Genomic DNA, 19,432 nt, shown 5'->3' with positions numbered 1-19,432 from the left:
ATTACTTACCTCCATTCATTTTTTGTTTCCATAGACGTATGCTCGTTTCCATCATGTCCCGGACGGTTTGTTCGGCTTGGTGAAGATCCCCATCTAACATCCATTTAAGAAGTGTTTCGTAATAATCCCGTGAAGCGGCGCGATGGGTGGGATCGCTGAAATATTTTTCCGCCATCCTGATATACACATCCTTAAAACTGTTCAGAATCAAGAGATAAATCGGATTCGGCGACAGCATGGCAACCCGATGCTGGATATGCCAGTCAAATTCCGCATACGTAAGAGCTTTGTCATCAATATCTTCAAACGGAGCGAAGAGGGAAATGACCTTCAGCTTGTTGTTCTCCATAGCGTCCCTGAAATATGTGGGGGTAATGGAGACGCGCAGCTGGAGCATATATACGATGAATTCATCCGGGATTTCTTCTTCATGCTGAAGGATCGTGGCGATGGTCATCAGGTTCCCTTGCTTCCAGTAATCATTCACGACTGCAGGCATTCCCTTCCGGCTCCGGGTCCAGCCGTCCCGTTCCAATCTTTGCAGTGCCTCGCGAATGGTAGGGCGCCCCACTTTGTAACGAGAAGCCAAATCTCTTTCTGATTGAAGGGGTTCCTGAATCTTTAGTTCCCCACCCAGTATGGACCGGGTAATGTCACGGGCAATGAGATGGGAAGAACGTTCTTTCATTGAGTGTACCTCCTGGTTGGTATTACCAATTTTAAAATGTGGTAATACCATTATATGATTCTAGTGGATGTATTTGTCAATAAATTCTGAAATTTTATAAGGTTACTTTTTCGAACACCTTATTTCTTGACTGTAACTAGTTGACCCCCTAAACTATAAAATAGAATCATTAGTTTAGGGGGTCAACTAGTTGGATAAGCGGTTAATTGAAGCAGTCGAGCTCTTCGAGGATGTAATGGTGTTCGGGACAGATCGGGTGCTGAAGAATGTAAAAGCTGACGTGTGGCAGGAATATTCACCTGAGCAGATCCAGGTGCTGAAGCTTGTGAATAAGAACGGCCCACTTGCAGGGGGTGTGATTGCCGAGCTCCAGGGGGTTCATAAGAGTGCGATTTCAAATCGTTTGAAGAGGCTTGAAGAGAAGGGTCTCATCGAAATCGTGAAGGCAGAAGGAGATCAGCGAAGCAAGCTTGTATGCCTCACGGATGATGGGCGCAGGGTCGTAAGTGAGTCAGATCAAGCGGTTTATGCCTATATTGAAGACTTATTCGCCGATCACGTGAAGGACGAGGAACTGGATCAATTCCTGACCATGTTTCGGAAGATCAGATCGATTTTGAAATTGGAGGGTGAAAAAGGATGAAATCCATCATCAAATTCAAGTGGCCGGTTACGATCGGTCTTCTTATAGTAACGGTTTTATTGTTTGTGATTTCGCCCAATCTGTCGAAGCAGGCAGAAGATGCTGGGACGTTCCAACTTCCGGATGATGCAGCATCGAAGAAAGCGATGGAAATGCTGAATGACGCCGGGGCAGGGGAAGAAACGATATCCCTTGTGTATGCACTGGACGAAAAATTGACGGATTCAGCAAAGAAAGACATTGCGTCAAATGTAGATGAATTGAAAGAACTTGGGGATCCAGTCAGCTCGGTTCTTGATCCGTTTGAAAGCGAGGAACTGGAGGATCAGCTTGTCTCAGAAGACAAAAAGACCGTCCTTGTTCCGATCACGGTTGACGGAACACAGGAGGAAGTGGTGGAGCTCGCGGATTCCATCAAATCTGACATCCTGAAAGGCGAGTCATCCGTGTACCTCACCGGGGAAGCGATCATCAACAACGATGTGAATCTGAGCGCACAGGAAGGACTGAAACGGACGGAGATCATTACGGTCGTCTTGATTTTCGCCCTTTTACTAGCCGTATTCCGTTCAATTGTGACCCCATTGATTCCGTTAGTGGCAGTCGGGATCACTTATTTACTCAGCCAATCGATCGTCGCGTTTTTCATTGATTGGTTCGGGTTTCCTGTTTCGAACTATACGCAGATATTCCTGGTCGCCATTCTGTTCGGAATCGGGACGGATTATTGCATCCTGTTGCTGAGCCGGTTCAAGGAGGAGCTTGGAACGGGTCAGCCCATCAATGAGGCGATTATCCGCACGTATAAGACCGCGGGACGCACGCTTTACATAAGCGGACTTGCCGTATTCATCGGGTTCTTTGCCATCGGGTTTGCCGACTTCCCGATCTTTAAGTCAGCCGTGGCCGTGGCAGTTGGAATTGCGGTTCTGCTTCTGGTTTTGAGCACGGTCATGCCGTTCTTCATGGCTACCTTGAAGGAAAAATTGTTCTGGCCATCGAAGAAATCCGTTTCTCATAATGACAGCAAGTTATGGGCATGGATGGGCAAGCTTTCCGTCAATCGTCCGCTATTGTCCATGGCCGTAGTGGCTGTTATCACGGTGCCATTGTTGTTTACGTATGACGATGCCCTGTCCTTCAACACGGTGGATGAAATCGGGGACAGCTATGATTCGGTCAAAGGTCTGCAGGCGATTGAAGACGGATTCGGTCAAGGGGATTCCCTGCCGGTCCAGGTTCTGCTTTCAAGCGATGAGAAGCTTGTGACCGAGGATACCGTTCCTTACGTTGAAAAGTTGAGCCGTGAGCTTGCGAAAGTCGACGGGGTGAAGAGTGTACGGTCCATCACACGTCCTGCTGGCGATGCAATCGAAGAATTTAATGCGGATTATCAGGTAGGAAAGATTGCTGAAGGTGTGAACGGAGCGGCTGATGGTCTCGATCAGGTCGTAAAAGGACTCAGCCAGCAGGCAGCCTTAGCAGGTCAGGGTCAGGCACCTCAACCGGGAGCGCCAAATCCACTCGAGGGTCTGAACCAGATCACTGGTGGATTGAATCAGGCCGGAGATCAGCTTCAGGGGATGAGTGACAGCGAGACCATCCGCGATACCGGGTTATACTTACCACCGGGTACATTGGAAAATAAAGAATTTGCCCAGGTGATCGACCGGTATTCTTTTGGAGAAGAAAAAGGGATGAAGCTCGAAGTCATCCTGTCCGATAATCCGTATTCACCGGAAGCCATCGACACCGTGGACCGGATAAATGAAACGACGGAACGCGTCATCAAGGATACGCCTCTTGAAGATACCGAAGTCGCTATCGGAGGAGTCTCAAGCATCAACCGTGACCTTAGCGATATCTCAACGAGTGACTTCACCCAGACCGTTACGATCATGCTTATCAGTTTGTTCGTCGTCCTGGCGATCCTGTTCCGTTCATTCATCATGCCGCTTTACATGATCGCATCCCTTCTACTGACGTACTTCACGTCCGTCGCCGTAGCCGAGTGGATCTTCGTGGAGGGACTTGGATATGACGGCATCAGCTGGGCCGTTCCGTTCTTCGGATTCGTCATGCTTGTGGCCCTTGGAGTCGACTACTCGATCTTTCTCATGGACCGTTTCCGTGAAGAGGCATCAGAAGGCATGACGGTGACCGACGCCATCAAAGCATCGATGGCGAAGATGGGAACTGTCATCATTACGGCAGCTATCATCCTCGCAGGTACATTCGGTGCCATGGTACCATCGGGCGTGCTCAGTCTCGTGCAGATCGCGACAATCGTCATAACCGGCCTGCTTCTGTATGGACTGATTGTCTTGCCACTGTTGATACCAGCCATGACCGTGTCATTCGGGAATGGGGTCTGGTGGCCGTTCCGACCGAAGAAGGAAAAGTAGATTGATAGCAGCCCGTTCTAATATAGAGCGGGCTGTCTTTTGAGTGAAAGACTAGTTCAGACAAAAACGAAGTGAAAAACAAACGAAATACTCTGAATTTTAGTTCGATTAATAGGAAAAAATATTTTTCTGAAAAACTAATCAGAATCTCTACTGAAGTTGTCGGGTTTCTCTTTGACATATAAGGGTTCAGAAAAGGTGAGGGTACTTCCAAACCTTTATCACCAAGCATTCATACCACTATTTTCACTTTTGTTTTTTCGTAAAATAGTTTATAATAATCAGATAATACTAGATATTTTACCCTATGAATCATTATAATAGAAGATGGTATGGTTTTTTTTAGACACATGAAGGTGCTGGGTTGAAAGCGCCTGCAAATATAGTGGATGAGGAAGGTTATAATGAGCAGCTTACAGAAGAAAACAGATGTTATCTTAATTGGTGCTGGTGTCATGAGTGCGACTTTAGGGGTGATCCTGAAAGAATTGGCGCCGGAATGGGAAATCACAGTGTTTGAAAAGCTCGCGAAGCCTGGGGAAGAAAGCTCGAACGAATGGAATAATGCCGGAACCGGACATTCTGCATTATGCGAGCTGAACTATACATCCGAAAAGCCTGATGGATCTATAGACATTACGAAAGCAATCAAAGTCAATGAACAGTTCCAACTTTCAAGACAATTCTGGTCTTATCTCGTCAACCGCAATCTTATTGGTAAACCACAGGACTTCATCATGCCGATCCCGCATATGAGCATGGTTCAAGGTGAAGAAAATGTGGAGTTTCTGAAAAAACGTTTGGAAGCGCTGTCAGCGAGTCCGTTATTTGAAGGCATGGAATTCTCCGATAAACCGGAGAAATTGAAGGAATGGATCCCTCTCATCATGGATGGCCGTGAATCGGATGATCCGATTGCAGCGACGAAGATCGATTCAGGGACGGACGTCAATTTCGGGGCACTGACCCGCAAAATGTTCGACCATTTGAATGATAAAGGCGTCGAGATCAACTACAACCACAGTGTAGAAGATATCAAACGCAAATCCGACGGTTCATGGGAAGTGAAGGTCCATGATATCGACGGCATCAAGATGGAATATCATACGGCGAAGTTCGTCTTTATCGGAGGCGGTGGCGGAAGTCTTCCGTTATTGCAAAAAACAGGTATCCCTGAGTCGAAGCAGATCGGTGGATTCCCTGTATCTGGGCTCTTCATGGTGTGCAATAACCCAGAAGTCATCGAAAAGCATCACGGGAAAGTCTACGGAAAAGCCAAGGTCGGAGCTCCTCCGATGTCGGTTCCGCATCTTGATACCCGTTACATCGATAACAAGAAATCTCTTCTGTTCGGACCATTTGCCGGGTTCTCACCGAAGTTCCTGAAGACGGGATCGAATATGGATTTGATCACATCGGTCAATCCGAATAACCTTTTCACCATGCTTGCAGCTGGAGTGAAGGAAATGGGACTGACCAAATACCTGATCCAGCAGGTCCTCCTGTCCAACGAAAAACGCATGGAAGAATTACGCGAATTCATCCCGAACGCCAAGAGCGAAGACTGGGATATCGTCGTAGCAGGCCAGCGGGTGCAGGTCATCAAGGACACAGAAGCAGGCAAAGGAACCCTCCAGTTCGGTACAGAAGTGGTCAGTTCCGCCGATGGCTCCGTCGCTGCCCTCCTTGGGGCATCTCCGGGTGCTTCCACAGCCGTTCACGTCATGCTGGAAGTATTGGACAAATGCTTCCCGCAGCACATGAAAGAATGGGAGCCGAAGATCAAAGAAATGATCCCATCCTATGGAGTGGCATTAAGTGAAAATCCTGAACTCTTCAGGGAGATCCATACGTCAACTGCGAAGGCGTTGGGTTTGAGGGATAAAGAGGTTGCGTATAGTTAATTGAATAAGAAGGAATGCCCTGTGGATGTTCGCAGGGTGTTTTTTGTATACAGAATGGGGGGGATTGGGGTGAACACCAATTTAATTATCGTCGAAGGGATACCGGGGTCAGGCAAGTCGACCACGGCGAATTTTATTAAAGAGCATTTGGAGAAAGAAGGAATAAAGGCTAAGCTCTATCAAGAAGGAGACACCAGCCACCCTGCTGATTATGAATCGACCGCTTGTTTAAATGAGGGACAGTTTAACGCTATACTTGAAAAATTTCCTGCCCGTTGGGAGAGTATCAAAGAGTACGCCGAGAAGAAAGGAGATCACTATTTTATTTCGTACCATCATTTTCTTGATACGGATTCTTCTCTTGTTGAATACTTGTCTTCGTATGATGTCTACGAATTGGATCTGGATACGTTTGAAGACGTCTCCTATAACTATTGGAAGGAATTTGTGGAAGTAACGGCATTTAGCGATGACGTATACATATTTGAATGCTGTTTCCTGCAAAATCCTTTTACCAAGTTCATTGCCATGCATAATGCAGAGCCAAAGAGGCTTGAGAATCATTTAAAGAAAATCAGCTCGTTGATTGCACCATTGAATCCTCTGTTGATTTATTTTTATCAGGAAAACCTGGATCAATCCTTCCATCATGTATATGAAGAGCGCAGTCAGGAGTGGCGTGAGTTCTTCACGGATTATCATATGAATCAAGGGTATGGAAAAGAGAATGGGTTGAAGGGATATCAAGGGCTTGTGGAGTTTTTGGAGATGCGCAGGAATTTGGAGTTGCGGATTCTTGAAGTTTTGCCGGTTAGGCACCTGCTTATCGAGAATGGAGAAAAAGACTGGGATGCTTATTATGTTCAAATGAAGGAAGCGATTAAATAGGTGGAGGGAAAGATTTGTTCTTATTATTCCTAATCATCACAGCCTCCATCATCGGATTCTTATTGATTCCATTACACGTATATGGCCTTGCCATCGGGTTTGGAATCATCACGGGTTGTCTGGTGAGAGGGTTGTACCTAATGCATGAGATTAATAGTAAGTTAGATAAACAAAACAGTGAAGACCAGTAGGCGGCTCAAATAGATGCCGTCTTTATTTGTGTTTGTACCAGTAATTTGAAATAATTACAATATAATGAATTCGGGAGAGAGGGATGCACGTGAGGCATATGGAACGCAGGTTGAGGGAGATGAACCTGGAGATTCTGAGCATGAAGGAGATTGGTGGTGCCCATGCAGGAAACATTTGTAAAGTCGAAGCTCTAAGTGAAAATGAGAATACGAGAGAGCACTACATCTACAAGGAATTTGCTGAGAAACGGGATCAGGAAGTTGAGATTCATAAGAATATAGAAGAAATACTGACGCCATTTAGTAGAGTCGTGAAAGTATGGGAGACTTCCCCAAAAGCGATGATGATGTGGGATTTGGGGTACCCAGTTAAAGCCGGATTTGAAGCATTGCCTATAGGTGAAAAGAAAATTTTGATCAGTGATATTTTAAAAGTATTAACTTCTCTTCATTGTGTGGAAGCCGTTCAAACCAATCTCCCTATTCATCAATTAAGCTCGGAATGGAAGGATTGGTGCTTAGAGCAACTGGGCAAGTTAGGCTCAAGAAAATCGTGGGCCAGTCCAAAATGGGAGAGAACAATCCAGGAAGTGAATGATCGACTAGATATCCCTCATTATCAATCGAAATGTCCATCCGTCATAACCCACGGGGACCCCCATCTGGAAAATGTCTTTTATAAAGATGAAAGAATTTGGCTCATCGATTGGGAATGGGCAGCCATCGGGTCTCCCTTAAGGGACGTGACGATCTTGATGCAGGATATATATGACGATGATCTGATTTCTTATGTCCCTGAATACTACTTGCAATGCTTGAGGGAACGGGGGTTCATTCTGGATAATGACGATTTTTGGAGTGATCTGAGCTATCTATACATAGACCATTTGACGATGATGCTTGCCTGGGAAGTGGAGAAGTATTTTCAGGGGCATCTATCCGAAAAGAGGATTCGCGGAATCATAGAATGGAAGATTGGGGAGATTGAGCGGGTGCAATCTGAAGTAATGGATAGGAAAAACAAGTTTAGTCATTAACATCTCTAATAAGGGGGAAGAGGATGAAAAATGATGAGTTTAATAACATACACTTTACACTTAATGAGGTCAAAAAGGGCGTCTATGCAGCAATTTCAAAACCAGGTGGCGGTGCAGTTGCAAATGCCGGATTTGTTGATTTAGGCGACGGAGTAATCGTGTTTGATACGTTTAACACGCAACAGGCGTCGAAAGAGTTGAGAGATGCCGCTGAAAGAATCACGAATCAGAATGTCATGTGGGTTGTAAATAGCCATTATCACGGAGATCATATTCGCGGCAATCAAACGTTCAAGGACGCTTCTATTCTTTCAAGCGAGACCACTTTAGCAAAAATGAAAGAAATCCACCCTTCCAGAATAGAGAAACAGAAAGTGGACATCGACGGCCTTACTCAATATATAGAATCTCTTGAAAAGCAACTTCGTGATTCCGGGGAATCCACCCTTCAAGACCAAGTAAGCTTTTTACATGAAATGAAACGGTCGTTACCTGACTTGGAGTTGACTTTGCCCAATGAAACTTTCAAGAAAGAAAAGACATTACAGGGAACAACGAGAAGCGCAAAACTATTTACATTGGGAGGGGGGCACTCCTTTTGTGATAGCATGCTGTACCTTCCGGAAGAGAAAGTGATCTTTATGGGGGACTTGGTATTTGTTCAATGTCACCCGACATTCTTTGATGAAACCGATACAAGAAAGTGGATCGATATTTTACGAGAAGTAAAGAAGCTGGATATTGAAACAGTCATTCCAGGACATGGCGATATTGGGACGAAAGAGGATATTGATACAATGATTCTTTATTTGACACACCTCTTATCTGTTCAACATAAAGAAAGTACTGAAATCCCTCCTCTTTATAAAAATTGGGCGTCTCCAGAGGTATACTTTCAGAATATTAAACGTGTGAAGATTAAAGAGAGAACTTAAAGAAATGACTAGAGCACGGCTGGATCAAGACGTTGCATTAAAGGGATGAGCCTCTGCTGGTTATAAAGGCAGTTGAACAGCTGATGGAACTTGTCCATTCCGACGAGAAATTTGAAACCACAAGGCCCGTGAATACGTAAAGTAAGAAAACCCCACGGAGGTGCAACCATGTACGGATACGCATACGTCCAAACAAGTCTGGGCGGCTTTTTTACCGAGCCGAAGCACAGGGAAATCATTGAGGAATATGCCGCTGACGGATGGCGGCTGGTCCAGGTGCTTCCACTTAGGTACAACGGAAACGGAAAACCGACTGATTATGAGATCATATTTGAAAGACCGTTATCTTAATTAAAGCGGATTTCTCATTAAGAGAGATTCGCTTTTTATTAGGGTGAAATTTTCGAATTCACTGATTGAATCGCTTGATTTAGTTCCGTCAGGTCGACTTCTCCTGTTTGGGTATCTTTCAAATGGTACTTTTGTTTAAGATTGATGATTCTTTTTACGCTTTCATCAATTCGCTTCTCTGAAATTTCTCCATTTTTAACGGCTGATTTTAGTGCTTCAATCCCCGCTACGGCTTTACGAGCATCATGGGCGATGAGGATCAGGTCACTGCCGGCTTTGACGGATTGCACCGCAGCTTCTCCCATTCCGTAGTTGTCGGCCACGGCTTTCATGGTCATATCATCGGTGATGACGACACCCTTGTAGTTCAGTTTCTTTCGTAAAAGATCCGTCACGATGGCCGCAGAGAGTGATGACGGATAGGTGTCATCGAGTTTGGGAAGCAGGATGTGTGCGACCATGATAAGATCGGCTCCGTCAGCGATGGCACGCTTGAATGGAATCAGTTCCTGGGACTCGAGTTCTTGCAGGCTCTTGTTGATTACGGGAAGCGCTAGATGTGAATCGACGGATGTGTCGCCGTGACCAGGGAAGTGTTTGATTGATGACAGGGTATTCTGGGATTGAATCCCTTTCATCGTCTGGATCCCTAATTCACTGACGATATCAGGGTCCGGGCTGAAGGAGCGGTCGCCGATGATCGGATTATCCGGATTGCTGTTCACGTCAAGGACGGGAGCGAAGTTCAAATTGAACCCGAACTCTTTCAGCTCTTTGCCGAGAAGGGTCCCCACTTCATAGGAAATGTCGGGATTGTTCGCGTCCCCGATTTTTTGATTGGTAGGGAAGTCGGCGAGTCCTCCAGGGAGTCGCGTCACATTCCCGCCTTCCTGGTCGACGCTTAATAGGAGGGGAAGGGGGTTATCGGCGTTTGCTTCTTTCAGTTGGTTCACAAATTGAACAGATTGTTCAGGGCTCTTCAAATGGTCCGAGAAGAAGATGAATCCGCCGACCTTGTGCTTCTGAATCAAATTCTTCGTCGGCTCATCCATTTGCGTTCCGTTGACGCCGGCTACGAGCATCTGGCCGATTTTTTCATCAAGGGTCATGTCGGAGATCAGGGAACCGGCGTCACCTTCTCGATCCTTACCCCCGATTGGGTTAATGGCCAAATAGGACAGAATGAATACAAGGATCATGACGATTAAAAGGGAATAGCCAATCTTATTTTTCGACATATCATATGTTCCTTTCAATGTTGGATACTTGGTATCATTCTGTTCGTATCTCGTGTGCCGTAAACGGAAAAATAGAAAAAGACCCGGTGGGTACGGGTCCTTTTGTACGATTTATTCCGGTTTCTCTGCTATTGGATACATGCTGTTCCTCTAATATGAGCTGATTTTATTTCTATATAATCAGGATATTCAATCCGATTTTTTGAAAATCTCTGTGGCCAAAACACCATCACACCTGAAACACCCACACCACAATCGGGCCAAACACCGAACCTAACAGGGCGCTTAACGTCATGGATACGGAACTCATCGAGACGGTCAATTCCCCGTATTCCATCGCTTTCGACGTACCGAGGGCGTGGGACGCGCTGCCTAAGGCAATCCCGCGTCCGAGTGAGCTATGGATGCGGCCCATTTTCAGGATCACCGGCCCGAGTATGACGCCTGAGAATCCGGCGATCATGACAAAGACGACGGTCATGGCCGGGACGCCGCCGAGACCTGATGCAATCTGGATGGCGACGGGTGTCGTGATGGATTTCGGAACGATGGACAGGATCAACTCATGGTCGATGCCGAGAATCCGTGCAAATAGGAGTCCGCTCACCATTCCGGTCAAGAGTCCAGCGAAGACGCCTCCGATGATCGGGAAGCGATACTTCATCAGGATCTTCCGCTGCTTATACAGGGGGTACGCAAGGGCGACGACGGCAGGACCAAGCAGAGAGTGAATCCATTTCCCGCCGATCATGTACTCCTCATACGGAATATGCATAGAGATCAGCAGTCCGACGATCACGAACGTGGTCGTCAGGACCGGAATTAATACGGGATACGAGAACCGTTGATACACCTTCACCATGGCAAAATAAAGGACGGCGGTGAGGGTAATGATCAGGATTGCGATCAGTGCTTGCTGCATGCTTGTTCCCTTCTTTCAGATCGTTTTTCTAAGTGCTGACTGGCAAAACCGGATACGGCCATGGTCACGACGGTGCTCACGACGACAATGAGAAAGAGCATGGCACCGGTCCCTGATAAAAGAGCGGGGTAGTTCATGACCCCTGTCATGGCCGGGATGAATAATAAGGGAAGGATCGCGAGTAAAAAGCTTGCGCCATCCTCTACGATGATCACGGGAACAATTTTCAACGACAGGCATGCGAGGAGCAGGATCAGGCCGATGATGCTTCCGGGTATCGGAAGGTGGAGGAGCTCCTCGAGGGCTCCGCCTATAAATGAAAAAGCATAAAGAATGCCGATTTGGATGATAATTCGAATGATTTTCATAACACAGGAGCTCCCGACAGGAAGCCCTTTTTCCCACCTTTCAATGAAAACGCTTTACTTTTCCTGGGATTACTTGTACGATACAACTATATACTTGTATTATACAAGTACTTGAAACGTTGTCAATGAATCTGTCAGGTTGATTGACGTAAAAAGGAGGGATACCTATGTCCAAAGAGAACGCAGTCGAACGGATTGAGTATGAGTTGACCAGCTTGATCCGGAAAGCGGTCTTCCGTGATCAATCCGAACGGAAAATCGGGATATTGGAGAGGTCGGCATACTTGTTGATGAGGCAGCTGGATGAACACGGACCGTCCCGGCTGAAGGAATTGGCCGAAGCGTTCCAACTTGATATTTCGACTTTGTCTAGACAGGCGGCTGCCCTTGAATCGAAGGGACTCATCCAGCGGTTTTCAGACCCGAAGGATGGACGTGTAAGTTTATTTGACCTCACTGAGTTGGGGAGGGAAAAGCTTGCTCTCGACAGCCGCATGAGGCTCGAATGGTATGAGGGCCTGCTTGAAGGTTGGACGGGTGAAGAGAAGAACATGTTCGGGGAACTGCTGGTCAGGATGAACGGGGCGTTTGACGAATAAAATAGATCCGCTTTCTGTTGTTGCACACCAGGAAGCGGATTTTTTTGTCGAAAAATAATCGTTGACTTTGGAAATATCTAACAGTAAAATAAAAATTGATTAATCAATCAATTTTGAAAAAGGAGGGAGAACAACATGTCACGAGAGGAAAAAATGATGAAAAAGAGAGCGGCGATCCTGGGAGCGGCCGTCAAAACATACAGCGAAAACGGATTTGCCGAGACGACCATTTCGTCCATTGCGAAGGAGGCGGGGGTCAGCTTCGGATCCGTGTTCACATACTTTGCTACGAAAGAGGTACTTTTTGAAGCGGCGATCCTTGAACCGTTGGAAGAGATCAAGCCATATTTTAGTGAAATAGAGGAACGGTACAGTGGGAGTCCGATGGAGATGGTACGAAATATGATCGACTGTCAGCTGGATGTGTTTGCGAGAAAGAAAGATTTCCTGCGACTCTCCCAACAGGTACTGGCGAGGCCGGACCGGTATCCCGTCTTGTTCGCAGAATTGAGTGCCTTTGTCGATGTGTTTGCTGAACGCATTCATCCTGTCATTGAAAGAGGGCAGAAGGAGGGATGCTTCTATGAAGGGTCGCCGGTGCTGATGGCTCAATCGTATATTTCTTTATTGAACGGGTTACGGCTGACCTTCATCGATGACCATACGAATCTGATCTGGAGCAACATGAAAATACAGGCACTGCGTTTATTCGGTCCTGTGACGGAAGGGTGGGATGTGTGATGCGAATACGTGATATTCATCCGAACCTGAAACTGCGGCTTGCCATGCAGTTCCTCGGAGGACTTGTTACCATGGCGGTCATTCCGTTCATGGCCATCTATTTCGCCCAGAAGATCGGAGCCACCCAAACGGGGGGCATCCTTGTCCTGATCGTCATTAGCGGGATCATCGGTGGATTTATCGGCGGGCATATTTCCGACAAGATCGGACGCCGTAAGATCATGATTCTGGCGGAACTCGGCATCATGGTGACGTTCTTCTTCATTGCCCTGTGCAATTCACCGTGGTTCGACCTTCCGTATGTCACGGCGGCTTTCTTCGTTCTCAATATGTTTGCCGGCGGGATGTTCCAGCCTGCAGCTCAGGCGATGATCATCGATGTGACGGATTCCGATTCACGGAAGCTTGTTTTCACCGTCAGCTACTGGCTTGGGAATCTTGCCACCGCGATCGGAGGGATCATCGGCGCTTTTCTATTTAAAACGTACCTGTTTGAATTATTCCTCGGGATCTCAGGGATCACACTCCTGTCCGTCCTAATCACGATTTTCTTCATCACAGAAACCTACACACCGGAACATGTCACCACTGAAACCACTTCTTCATCCAATAAGATGGTTCAAAGCTATTCAACCGTATTGAAAGATAAATTATTCATGATGTATATCATCGGGGCCGTCTTCATTTTTACCCTGGAGCAATCGTTGACCAATTACGTCGGGATCCGCCTTGAGAGGGATATCCCCGAGCAGCAGGCTTCTCTGTTTGGATTCGACTTCACGCTTGATGGGACACGGATGCTTGGATTCCTGCGGACGGAAAATACCATTATCGTCGTGCTCTTATCCGCCGTCGTACTATTTCTGTTTAAAAAGTGGAGTGACCGCTGGACGCTTGTTGCGGGGATGTTCATCTTTACCCTTTGTTTCAGCGCCTTTGCTTTTACGAATAATATTTTATTCCTTTTTATCCTGGGCTTTGTCGGAACGTTCGGGGAGCTCATGTATGTGCCGATCAAGCAGGCGATGATCGGGGACCTGGCGCCGTCCAACGCCCGCAGTACGTATATGGCCTTCTACAGCCTGACCTTCTATGGCGCCATGATCATCGCATCCCTCCTCATCATCGTAGGGGAATGGGTCAGTCCGCTGATGATGGGCGGCATCCTGTTGATTCTTGGGATGGCCGGGACTGTCATGTATCATGTCATCATGAAAACGCTGGAATCAAAAGCGGTGCCGGAAGTCGAAGTGAAGGCATCGGTTTCTTCTTAATAAAGTGTGAAGACCCTGATTGCAGGGTCTTCTTTACTTTCTAATGAGTATCGTATGTTTCTCCAACTGACTCTCTCCATAAGCCTCTGCGATGCCCATCTTCCGGATCGCCCTCTTGTCCACTTTTTTATAAGGCAGCGTTACTTGAAAATCCGTTTTAAAAGGATAATCATCAAACGTCACCTCATGCACATTCACCCACCTGGCTTTAAGCTTTTGATTCCCAGAATGGAACCCTTCCGTATTCTTAAATCCGTCCTTGAACCACGGATGCTCGTTTTCTTTCACAACCCCCGGCTCGTTCAAGCAAAAGTAGAGTGATAGATTGTCTGAAAGTTGAAGAAGCTGGAAGTGCTGGGTGAGCAGTGCTTCATCGAACTTCGCCATCTGCTTTCGGATGTTCTGTTGCCTGTTTGCTTCATCCTGTAAAAATGACAGGCAGTGAGGATCCTTCGATTTGGCAAAGAATGAACAGAAATGAAGGCTGCATAGAAGTGCCGCATAGAGGTTAGTCTCCTCGATTTCATTCAGCCCGATTTGATAGAATGCAAGTTTTGGGTGGAGGGGATAGTCTGAGAAGGTGAAGGGAATCTGCTTCCCGTCGTTCCAAATCGGCGTGTCGTCGAGTCCGATCCAGCTCCGGTCGTGCTGATGGGATGCGTAAACGAAGTCATCGAAAAACTGATCGGATTTTAATAGATTGCGATTGATGTGTTTGATCGTTTCGCCGGATACATAGGCGTGGTCGTGTTGTTTGATCATGATGAAGGAATCCTCGTTTTCTCGGATAATCATAGAGTCAACATCCCCTTTTTATTATTAATTATAGCAAAACTTGAATGGCGCTATCAGACAAAAAGATAGAAAACGGCATGGGCTTTCGATCCTGGGATTAGCCTTCTGTGATTTCATATGTCAGAAAGCAAGTCCACTAGAATGAACTGTATGTTTAAAAATATAAAAAAAGGTTTTCTCCTCGGAACATCGAAATCATTATAATGAAAGACAGTATATGGGAGGTATGAACAATGGGGAGAATGGTACATTTTGAAGTGCATGTGGATGATATGGAACGGGCAAAAACGTTTTACGGAGAGGTATTCGGCTGGAAGTTCGAGGACTGGAGCGAATACGCTGGAATGCCTTATGTGGGGGCTGTGACAGGGGATGAGAATGAGCTGGGGATCAATGGTGCACTGATGCAGCGTCAAAGTCCTCCACCTCAACCGAATCAGCCGATGAACGGATATTCCTGCACGATGGGCGTCGGGAATTATGATGAAACCGAGAAACTCATCCTTGAGCAAGGCGGCAAGGTGGCCATGCCGAAGTATGCTCTTCCGGGAATGGCGTGGCAGGGGTATTATGTGGATACTGAAGGAAATGTGTTCGGGATTCATCAGCCGGATAAGGACGCGAAGTAGTGTTGGGGTGTCTGACCTGAATCGGGGGTCAGGCCCTTTTTTTAATCCTCGTCTCCATCAAAGGCGTTATCTACTAATTTTACGATCATGAAAAGGAGAATGCCCCCTGTTTGTGGAATTGATTCAAGTGGAAATCAGGAGGGGGAAGTGAAAGTGGAGTATCAATTGGAACATGTGAATAATCAAATATATGTGCTGGCGATATGGGATGCTGAGTGGAATACCTATACGAATGCGTACTTCATTGAGGAAGAAGCTGGATTGACAGTGGTCGATTCGTGTAAAGAAGGTCACTTGGTGTTCCTCAAGCACGCTTTAAACAAAATCGGGAAAACGGCAGACGATGTAAGGCTGATGCTCATCACCCATGGTCATGAGGACCATGTGGGAGGGGCGGCATTATTTACGAAGGCAAGGAAGGTCATTCATGCTGATGAGACGTTGCCGGCTGAGTCTTCCATAAGAGGAGAGCTCCTTGACAGGGGAACGATTGGGGATTACGACTACACGAGAGTCGGGTATCATTCTCCAGGTTCTGTCCTTTTCTTTCATCGACCGACCAGGACACTGTTCACAGGGGATTTCCTCTGTTTCTTTGGCGATCCTTTGTCAGATGGAGGGCTTGTTTCAAAAGGGGATGACCTGAGACAAGCCTGGATTGAGTATCTTCAGGGTGGCGGGGTCAAGGATCTGCCTGTATTCCTGGACGGCCTCCGAATCATGAAGGAATATGATGCGGATGTACTGTGTACAGGTCATGGAGGCGTGTTGGTGGGGGAGATTGACGTGTTTCTCCAGGAGCTGATCGCAATTGGGGAAAAGAGTCAGTAGGATAAGAAGGGATTGGCAGGAGTTAACAGGCCAATCCCTTCTTATTTTCATTAAATTAACTTTTTCTTGTCATGACTTCTATGAAATCTTCCACGAACAATTGGTAGTCGATCTCCAGATAGATGTTAATATTCTTTTCAGCCGGTTTGGAACTGACCCTGAAATCAGCGATGGATGTGCCTTGGCCGAGGCCTGTGGTCAGTACTTCGACGTCCCTTCTGATCGTTTTCCCCATGTCCGGATTCACCATAAGGGAGAGGGTGACGACATCGTGGAGCGGGGCGCCGTTTATGCCGGGGATGAGTTTCTTATAGGCATCGATATAGTAGGTCATGACGTCATCCAAGATCTGAACGAGGGGGTTGCCGTTCATCTCCTGGATGGCTTTGATGTGTTCGAGGGTGACGATGGCTTTGTTCGTGACGTTTAAAGGAGCGATGTATAGATTGTCGAGATTCTTGACCACGAGTTCTGATGCAGTCGGATCTCCGTAGAAGTTTGCTTCGGCTGATGGAGTCACATTACCAGGTACGAAAAAAGCCCCTCCCATGATATAAAATTCCTTTACTTTTTCAGCTATGTCTTCGCCTAACAGGTAAAGGGAAGCGAGTGACGTATTCCTCCCGACATCCACGATGGTGACGTCTTTATTTTCTTTTATGATAGTGTAAAGTTTAGAGAAATTGGTGAGTTCACCGGAGAAGTTTTCGGGCGGACGTATCGGACCCAGCCCATCCTTTCCATGGATCTCGGGATAATAGGTGGGAACTTCCCCCGAAGATGGGCTGTTTGAACCACCGATGATCGGAATATCCGTCCTTCCGGCAAGCTTGAGCAGATAGGCGATGTTATCGGTGGCCTGCTTCTTTTCGACATTTCCGTAACTGGATACGATGCCGAGTATGTTAATGTCCGGATTCATGAGGGCATACATGATGGCCACAGAATCATCAATACCTGGATCGGCAAATAAAAGAATGTTTTTCATGGGATTCACCTCGGCAACCGTTTTTTAAAATATATCGGAGAACGGGAAGAATTATTCCATTCGTCGATAAAATGAAACTGTAGCCTCAGCCATTTTCAGGACTTTCTCCTTGAGAAAAGCCGGTTCAACGATGTTGACTTGATCGGCGAACCCGATCAGATAGCCTTTTGCCTCTTCTTCAGTATCAAAAGAAAGCGTCACAGGTATCCATTCCGCACCTCTCCTTTCCCCGACTTCAAGGACCCGGGCGAAACGGCCCGTGAAGGTTAGCCTGGATAACATTTGTGGCGCCACCTCGACTTTCACTTCAAAAGAGGGAAGCCTCTTGATAAAAGATTGTGTGGAAGATGACCAGTACTGTGCCAGGTCGAAGCCCTCGGGTCTTTGAAACGTCTCGTCCACTTTTTCGGTATGATGAATCCGGGAGACCCGGTAGTTACGAATATCCCCGTTTTCCTTCGCTGCGACGAGATACCAGAGATCCCCTTTCGCCACGAGCCCGAGTGGTTCCACCACCCGGTCATCGATTTCGGCGTCAGCTCGTTCGTAGGTGATGACCAGTTTGATTTCCTGGAAGATTGCCACTTTGATCATTTCAAGGGAGGCTGTCTTGTCTTTCTGCTTTCGCCAGGAACTCGTGTCGATATGGATCCGGTTCCACACGTCCTTCGCATTTTTCCGGTACGTGGACGGGAGGGAGGCGATGAGCTTGTTCCGTGCTTCTTCGGTGGTGCGGGTCAGGCCGAGATCGTCCAGGAGGTGAACGGAAGGAGACACGAACAGTGCCTGGATTTCCGATTCCTTCAACCCGGTCAAATCCGTCCGGTAGTCTTCAAGGAGCGACCAGCCCCCGTTTTGCCCTCGCTCCGCCACAACGGGAATCCCGGTGCCGCTAAGTGCATCCATGTCACGGTGAATGGTCCTTTCAGACACCTCCAATTTCTCCGCCAGTTCCTTCGCGGTCATTCGGCCGTGTGTTTGTAGTAGTAACAGAATGGATACTAATCGGTCGCCTCTCATATTGGTCACCTTTTTCTTGGATTTTCTTTTATTTAATGAAATATGACAAAGGATGTCAAGAATGGAATCGTATAATAGGGTTATCTTCGATGTTGAAAGGAATGGTTGGATGAAATCACTCGCAGGAAAAGTAGCACTCGTAACAGGGGGAAGCCGGGGAGCAGGGCGTGCAATCGCCATTGAACTTGGTAAAGCAGGCGCGACGGTGTATGTCACCGGGCGCAGTACGAAAGGAAATGTCACGCAGAACTTTCCGGGTACCATCGATGACACGGCTGCCCAGATTGATGAAGCAGGTGGTACAGGAATCGCGGTACGCTGTGATCATACCATTGATGCCGAAACGAAAGAGGTCATTGAACAAATCAGGGAGGAACAGGGAAAGCTTGATATTCTTATCAATAACGTATGGGGCGCACATGATATCGGTGTGAATCCGGGAGCATTCTGGGAACAATCCCTTGAAAACTGGGATACGATGTTCACGGCAGGTGTGAGGGCGCAGTTAGCCACCAATCACTTTGCCATTCCTCTGCTTCGGGAAAATAAAGAAGCCCTTATTGTTCATACGACGTTCTGGGATGAAGGCAAGTACACCGGACAATTCTATTATGACCTGGCAAAAAATGCACTCATCCGCATGGCGTATGGTCTCTCGGAGGAGTTAAAAAAAGACGGGATTGCGGTCATGGCTGTATCCCCAGGATTTATGAGAACAGAGCTTGTGCTCAAACATATGGGCGTGGACGAGGAAAACTGGAAGGAATCAGAAGATTTGAAGGTATCTGAAACCCCTTATTATGTGGGACGCGCCATCACGGCCCTGGCGAAGGATCCTGAAGTGATGCGAAAGACGGGACAGGTGTTGAAAGCGGGTGACCTTGCGAAAGAATATGAGTTTACGGATGTGGATGGACGGTATATTCCGCCGTTTACGTTATAGAATGGATGTCCCCTCTCGAAGGGGGCTTTTTCAATTTCTGAA

Annotated in this window: 21 protein-coding genes; 14 read left to right on the top strand and 7 right to left on the bottom strand. The window is 47.0% G+C overall.

Annotated features, from left to right (window positions below):
* Position 1: 1 nt before the first annotated feature.
* A complete protein-coding gene (locus ACSQ2E_RS19695) occupies positions 2-688 on the bottom strand; it encodes a GntR family transcriptional regulator (protein WP_435993385.1) in 687 nt (228 codons plus the stop codon).
* A 190-nt stretch (positions 689-878) separates the two neighbouring features.
* Between ACSQ2E_RS19695 and ACSQ2E_RS19690 the strand changes: the two genes are divergently transcribed.
* The 8 genes from ACSQ2E_RS19690 (at position 879) to ACSQ2E_RS19655 (ending at position 9,042) form a co-directional block, all read left to right on the top strand.
* Positions 879-1,331, top strand: coding sequence for a MarR family winged helix-turn-helix transcriptional regulator (locus tag ACSQ2E_RS19690; protein WP_435993383.1), 453 nt, complete (start codon positions 879-881; stop codon positions 1,329-1,331).
* Positions 1,328-3,736 (top strand): MMPL family transporter, encoded by a 2,409-nt coding sequence (locus ACSQ2E_RS19685; RefSeq protein ID WP_435993381.1) that lies wholly within the window; start codon positions 1,328-1,330, stop codon positions 3,734-3,736. The genes ACSQ2E_RS19690 and ACSQ2E_RS19685 overlap by 4 nt, the downstream gene beginning before the upstream one ends.
* Positions 3,737-4,140: 404 nt before the next feature.
* Positions 4,141-5,640, top strand: a complete 1,500-nt coding sequence (locus ACSQ2E_RS19680) for a malate:quinone oxidoreductase (RefSeq protein WP_435993379.1) — start codon at positions 4,141-4,143, stop codon at positions 5,638-5,640.
* Between the two features lie 69 nt (positions 5,641-5,709).
* A complete protein-coding gene (locus tag ACSQ2E_RS19675) occupies positions 5,710-6,528 on the top strand; it encodes a hypothetical protein (RefSeq protein ID WP_435993377.1) in 819 nt (272 codons plus the stop codon).
* A gap of 14 nt (positions 6,529-6,542) precedes the next feature.
* Positions 6,543-6,719, top strand: coding sequence for a hypothetical protein (locus ACSQ2E_RS19670; protein WP_435993375.1), 177 nt, complete (start codon positions 6,543-6,545; stop codon positions 6,717-6,719).
* An 83-nt stretch (positions 6,720-6,802) separates the two neighbouring features.
* On the top strand, positions 6,803-7,756 hold the full coding sequence (locus ACSQ2E_RS19665; protein ID WP_435993373.1) for a phosphotransferase family protein: 954 nt from the start codon (positions 6,803-6,805) through the stop codon (positions 7,754-7,756).
* 23 nt (positions 7,757-7,779) lie between these two features.
* Positions 7,780-8,691 (top strand): MBL fold metallo-hydrolase, encoded by a 912-nt coding sequence (locus ACSQ2E_RS19660; RefSeq protein WP_435993371.1) that lies wholly within the window; start codon positions 7,780-7,782, stop codon positions 8,689-8,691.
* Between the two features lie 168 nt (positions 8,692-8,859).
* Positions 8,860-9,042 carry a DUF4177 domain-containing protein gene (locus ACSQ2E_RS19655; RefSeq protein WP_435993369.1) on the top strand — a complete coding sequence of 61 codons (183 nt, stop codon included), beginning with the start codon at positions 8,860-8,862 and terminating at the stop codon, positions 9,040-9,042.
* A gap of 38 nt (positions 9,043-9,080) precedes the next feature.
* Here ACSQ2E_RS19655 and nagZ read toward each other — a convergent pair whose 3' ends face one another.
* The 3 genes from nagZ to ACSQ2E_RS19640 form a co-directional block, all read right to left on the bottom strand.
* Positions 9,081-10,280: a beta-N-acetylhexosaminidase gene (nagZ, locus tag ACSQ2E_RS19650; protein WP_435993367.1), complete on the bottom strand. Its 1,200-nt coding sequence runs from the start codon at positions 10,278-10,280 to the stop codon at positions 9,081-9,083.
* A gap of 229 nt (positions 10,281-10,509) precedes the next feature.
* Complete coding sequence (locus ACSQ2E_RS19645) at positions 10,510-11,202, bottom strand: LrgB family protein (protein WP_435993365.1); 693 nt, start codon at positions 11,200-11,202, stop codon at positions 10,510-10,512.
* Positions 11,187-11,570 carry a CidA/LrgA family protein gene (locus tag ACSQ2E_RS19640; protein WP_435993363.1) on the bottom strand — a complete coding sequence of 128 codons (384 nt, stop codon included), beginning with the start codon at positions 11,568-11,570 and terminating at the stop codon, positions 11,187-11,189. Before ACSQ2E_RS19640 ends, ACSQ2E_RS19645 begins: the two co-directional genes overlap by 16 nt.
* Before the next feature lie 167 nt (positions 11,571-11,737).
* Here ACSQ2E_RS19640 and ACSQ2E_RS19635 point away from each other — a divergent pair, with 167 nt between their 5' ends.
* The 3 genes from ACSQ2E_RS19635 to ACSQ2E_RS19625 all read left to right on the top strand — a co-directional run bounded on the left by ACSQ2E_RS19635 (position 11,738) and on the right by ACSQ2E_RS19625 (position 14,184).
* Positions 11,738-12,169 carry a MarR family winged helix-turn-helix transcriptional regulator gene (locus ACSQ2E_RS19635; protein WP_435993361.1) on the top strand — a complete coding sequence of 144 codons (432 nt, stop codon included), beginning with the start codon at positions 11,738-11,740 and terminating at the stop codon, positions 12,167-12,169.
* Positions 12,170-12,304: 135 nt separating this feature from the next.
* Positions 12,305-12,910 carry a TetR/AcrR family transcriptional regulator gene (locus ACSQ2E_RS19630; protein WP_435993359.1) on the top strand — a complete coding sequence of 202 codons (606 nt, stop codon included), beginning with the start codon at positions 12,305-12,307 and terminating at the stop codon, positions 12,908-12,910.
* Positions 12,910-14,184 (top strand): MFS transporter, encoded by a 1,275-nt coding sequence (locus ACSQ2E_RS19625; RefSeq protein WP_435993357.1) that lies wholly within the window; start codon positions 12,910-12,912, stop codon positions 14,182-14,184. The genes ACSQ2E_RS19630 and ACSQ2E_RS19625 overlap by 1 nt, the downstream gene beginning before the upstream one ends.
* A 33-nt stretch (positions 14,185-14,217) precedes the next feature.
* Here the strand turns inward: ACSQ2E_RS19625 and ACSQ2E_RS19620 are convergent, their stop codons facing one another.
* Positions 14,218-14,979: a DUF3891 family protein gene (locus ACSQ2E_RS19620; protein ID WP_435993355.1), complete on the bottom strand. Its 762-nt coding sequence runs from the start codon at positions 14,977-14,979 to the stop codon at positions 14,218-14,220.
* A 233-nt stretch (positions 14,980-15,212) separates the two neighbouring features.
* On the opposite strand from ACSQ2E_RS19620, the gene ACSQ2E_RS19615 reads away from it, so the two are divergent.
* Together ACSQ2E_RS19615 and ACSQ2E_RS19610 are read left to right on the top strand one after the other, a co-directional pair.
* On the top strand, positions 15,213-15,608 hold the full coding sequence (locus ACSQ2E_RS19615) for a VOC family protein (RefSeq protein WP_435993353.1): 396 nt from the start codon (positions 15,213-15,215) through the stop codon (positions 15,606-15,608).
* 147 nt (positions 15,609-15,755) lie between these two features.
* The gene (locus ACSQ2E_RS19610; RefSeq protein ID WP_435993351.1) at positions 15,756-16,439 is read left to right on the top strand and encodes an MBL fold metallo-hydrolase; all 684 of its coding nucleotides are present in this window, start codon (positions 15,756-15,758) and stop codon (positions 16,437-16,439) included.
* 55 nt (positions 16,440-16,494) lie between these two features.
* On the opposite strand, the gene ACSQ2E_RS19605 is transcribed toward ACSQ2E_RS19610, so the two are convergent.
* Positions 16,495-17,427 (bottom strand): nucleoside hydrolase, encoded by a 933-nt coding sequence (locus ACSQ2E_RS19605; RefSeq protein WP_435993349.1) that lies wholly within the window; start codon positions 17,425-17,427, stop codon positions 16,495-16,497.
* A 51-nt stretch (positions 17,428-17,478) separates the two neighbouring features.
* The gene (locus ACSQ2E_RS19600) at positions 17,479-18,447 is read right to left on the bottom strand and encodes a helix-turn-helix transcriptional regulator (protein ID WP_435993347.1); all 969 of its coding nucleotides are present in this window, start codon (positions 18,445-18,447) and stop codon (positions 17,479-17,481) included.
* A 109-nt stretch (positions 18,448-18,556) separates the two neighbouring features.
* Here ACSQ2E_RS19600 and ACSQ2E_RS19595 point away from each other — a divergent pair, with 109 nt between their 5' ends.
* Positions 18,557-19,390 carry an SDR family NAD(P)-dependent oxidoreductase gene (locus ACSQ2E_RS19595; RefSeq protein WP_435994653.1) on the top strand — a complete coding sequence of 278 codons (834 nt, stop codon included), beginning with the start codon at positions 18,557-18,559 and terminating at the stop codon, positions 19,388-19,390.
* The last annotated feature ends 42 nt before the right edge of the window (positions 19,391-19,432 follow it).

Source organism: Rossellomorea sp. LjRoot5 (assembly GCF_964253455.1).
GTDB lineage: Bacteria > Bacillota > Bacilli > Bacillales > Bacillaceae_B > Rossellomorea.
Note: the sequence above shows the minus strand (reverse complement) of the source record. Positions and strands in the feature narration are given on the sequence as shown.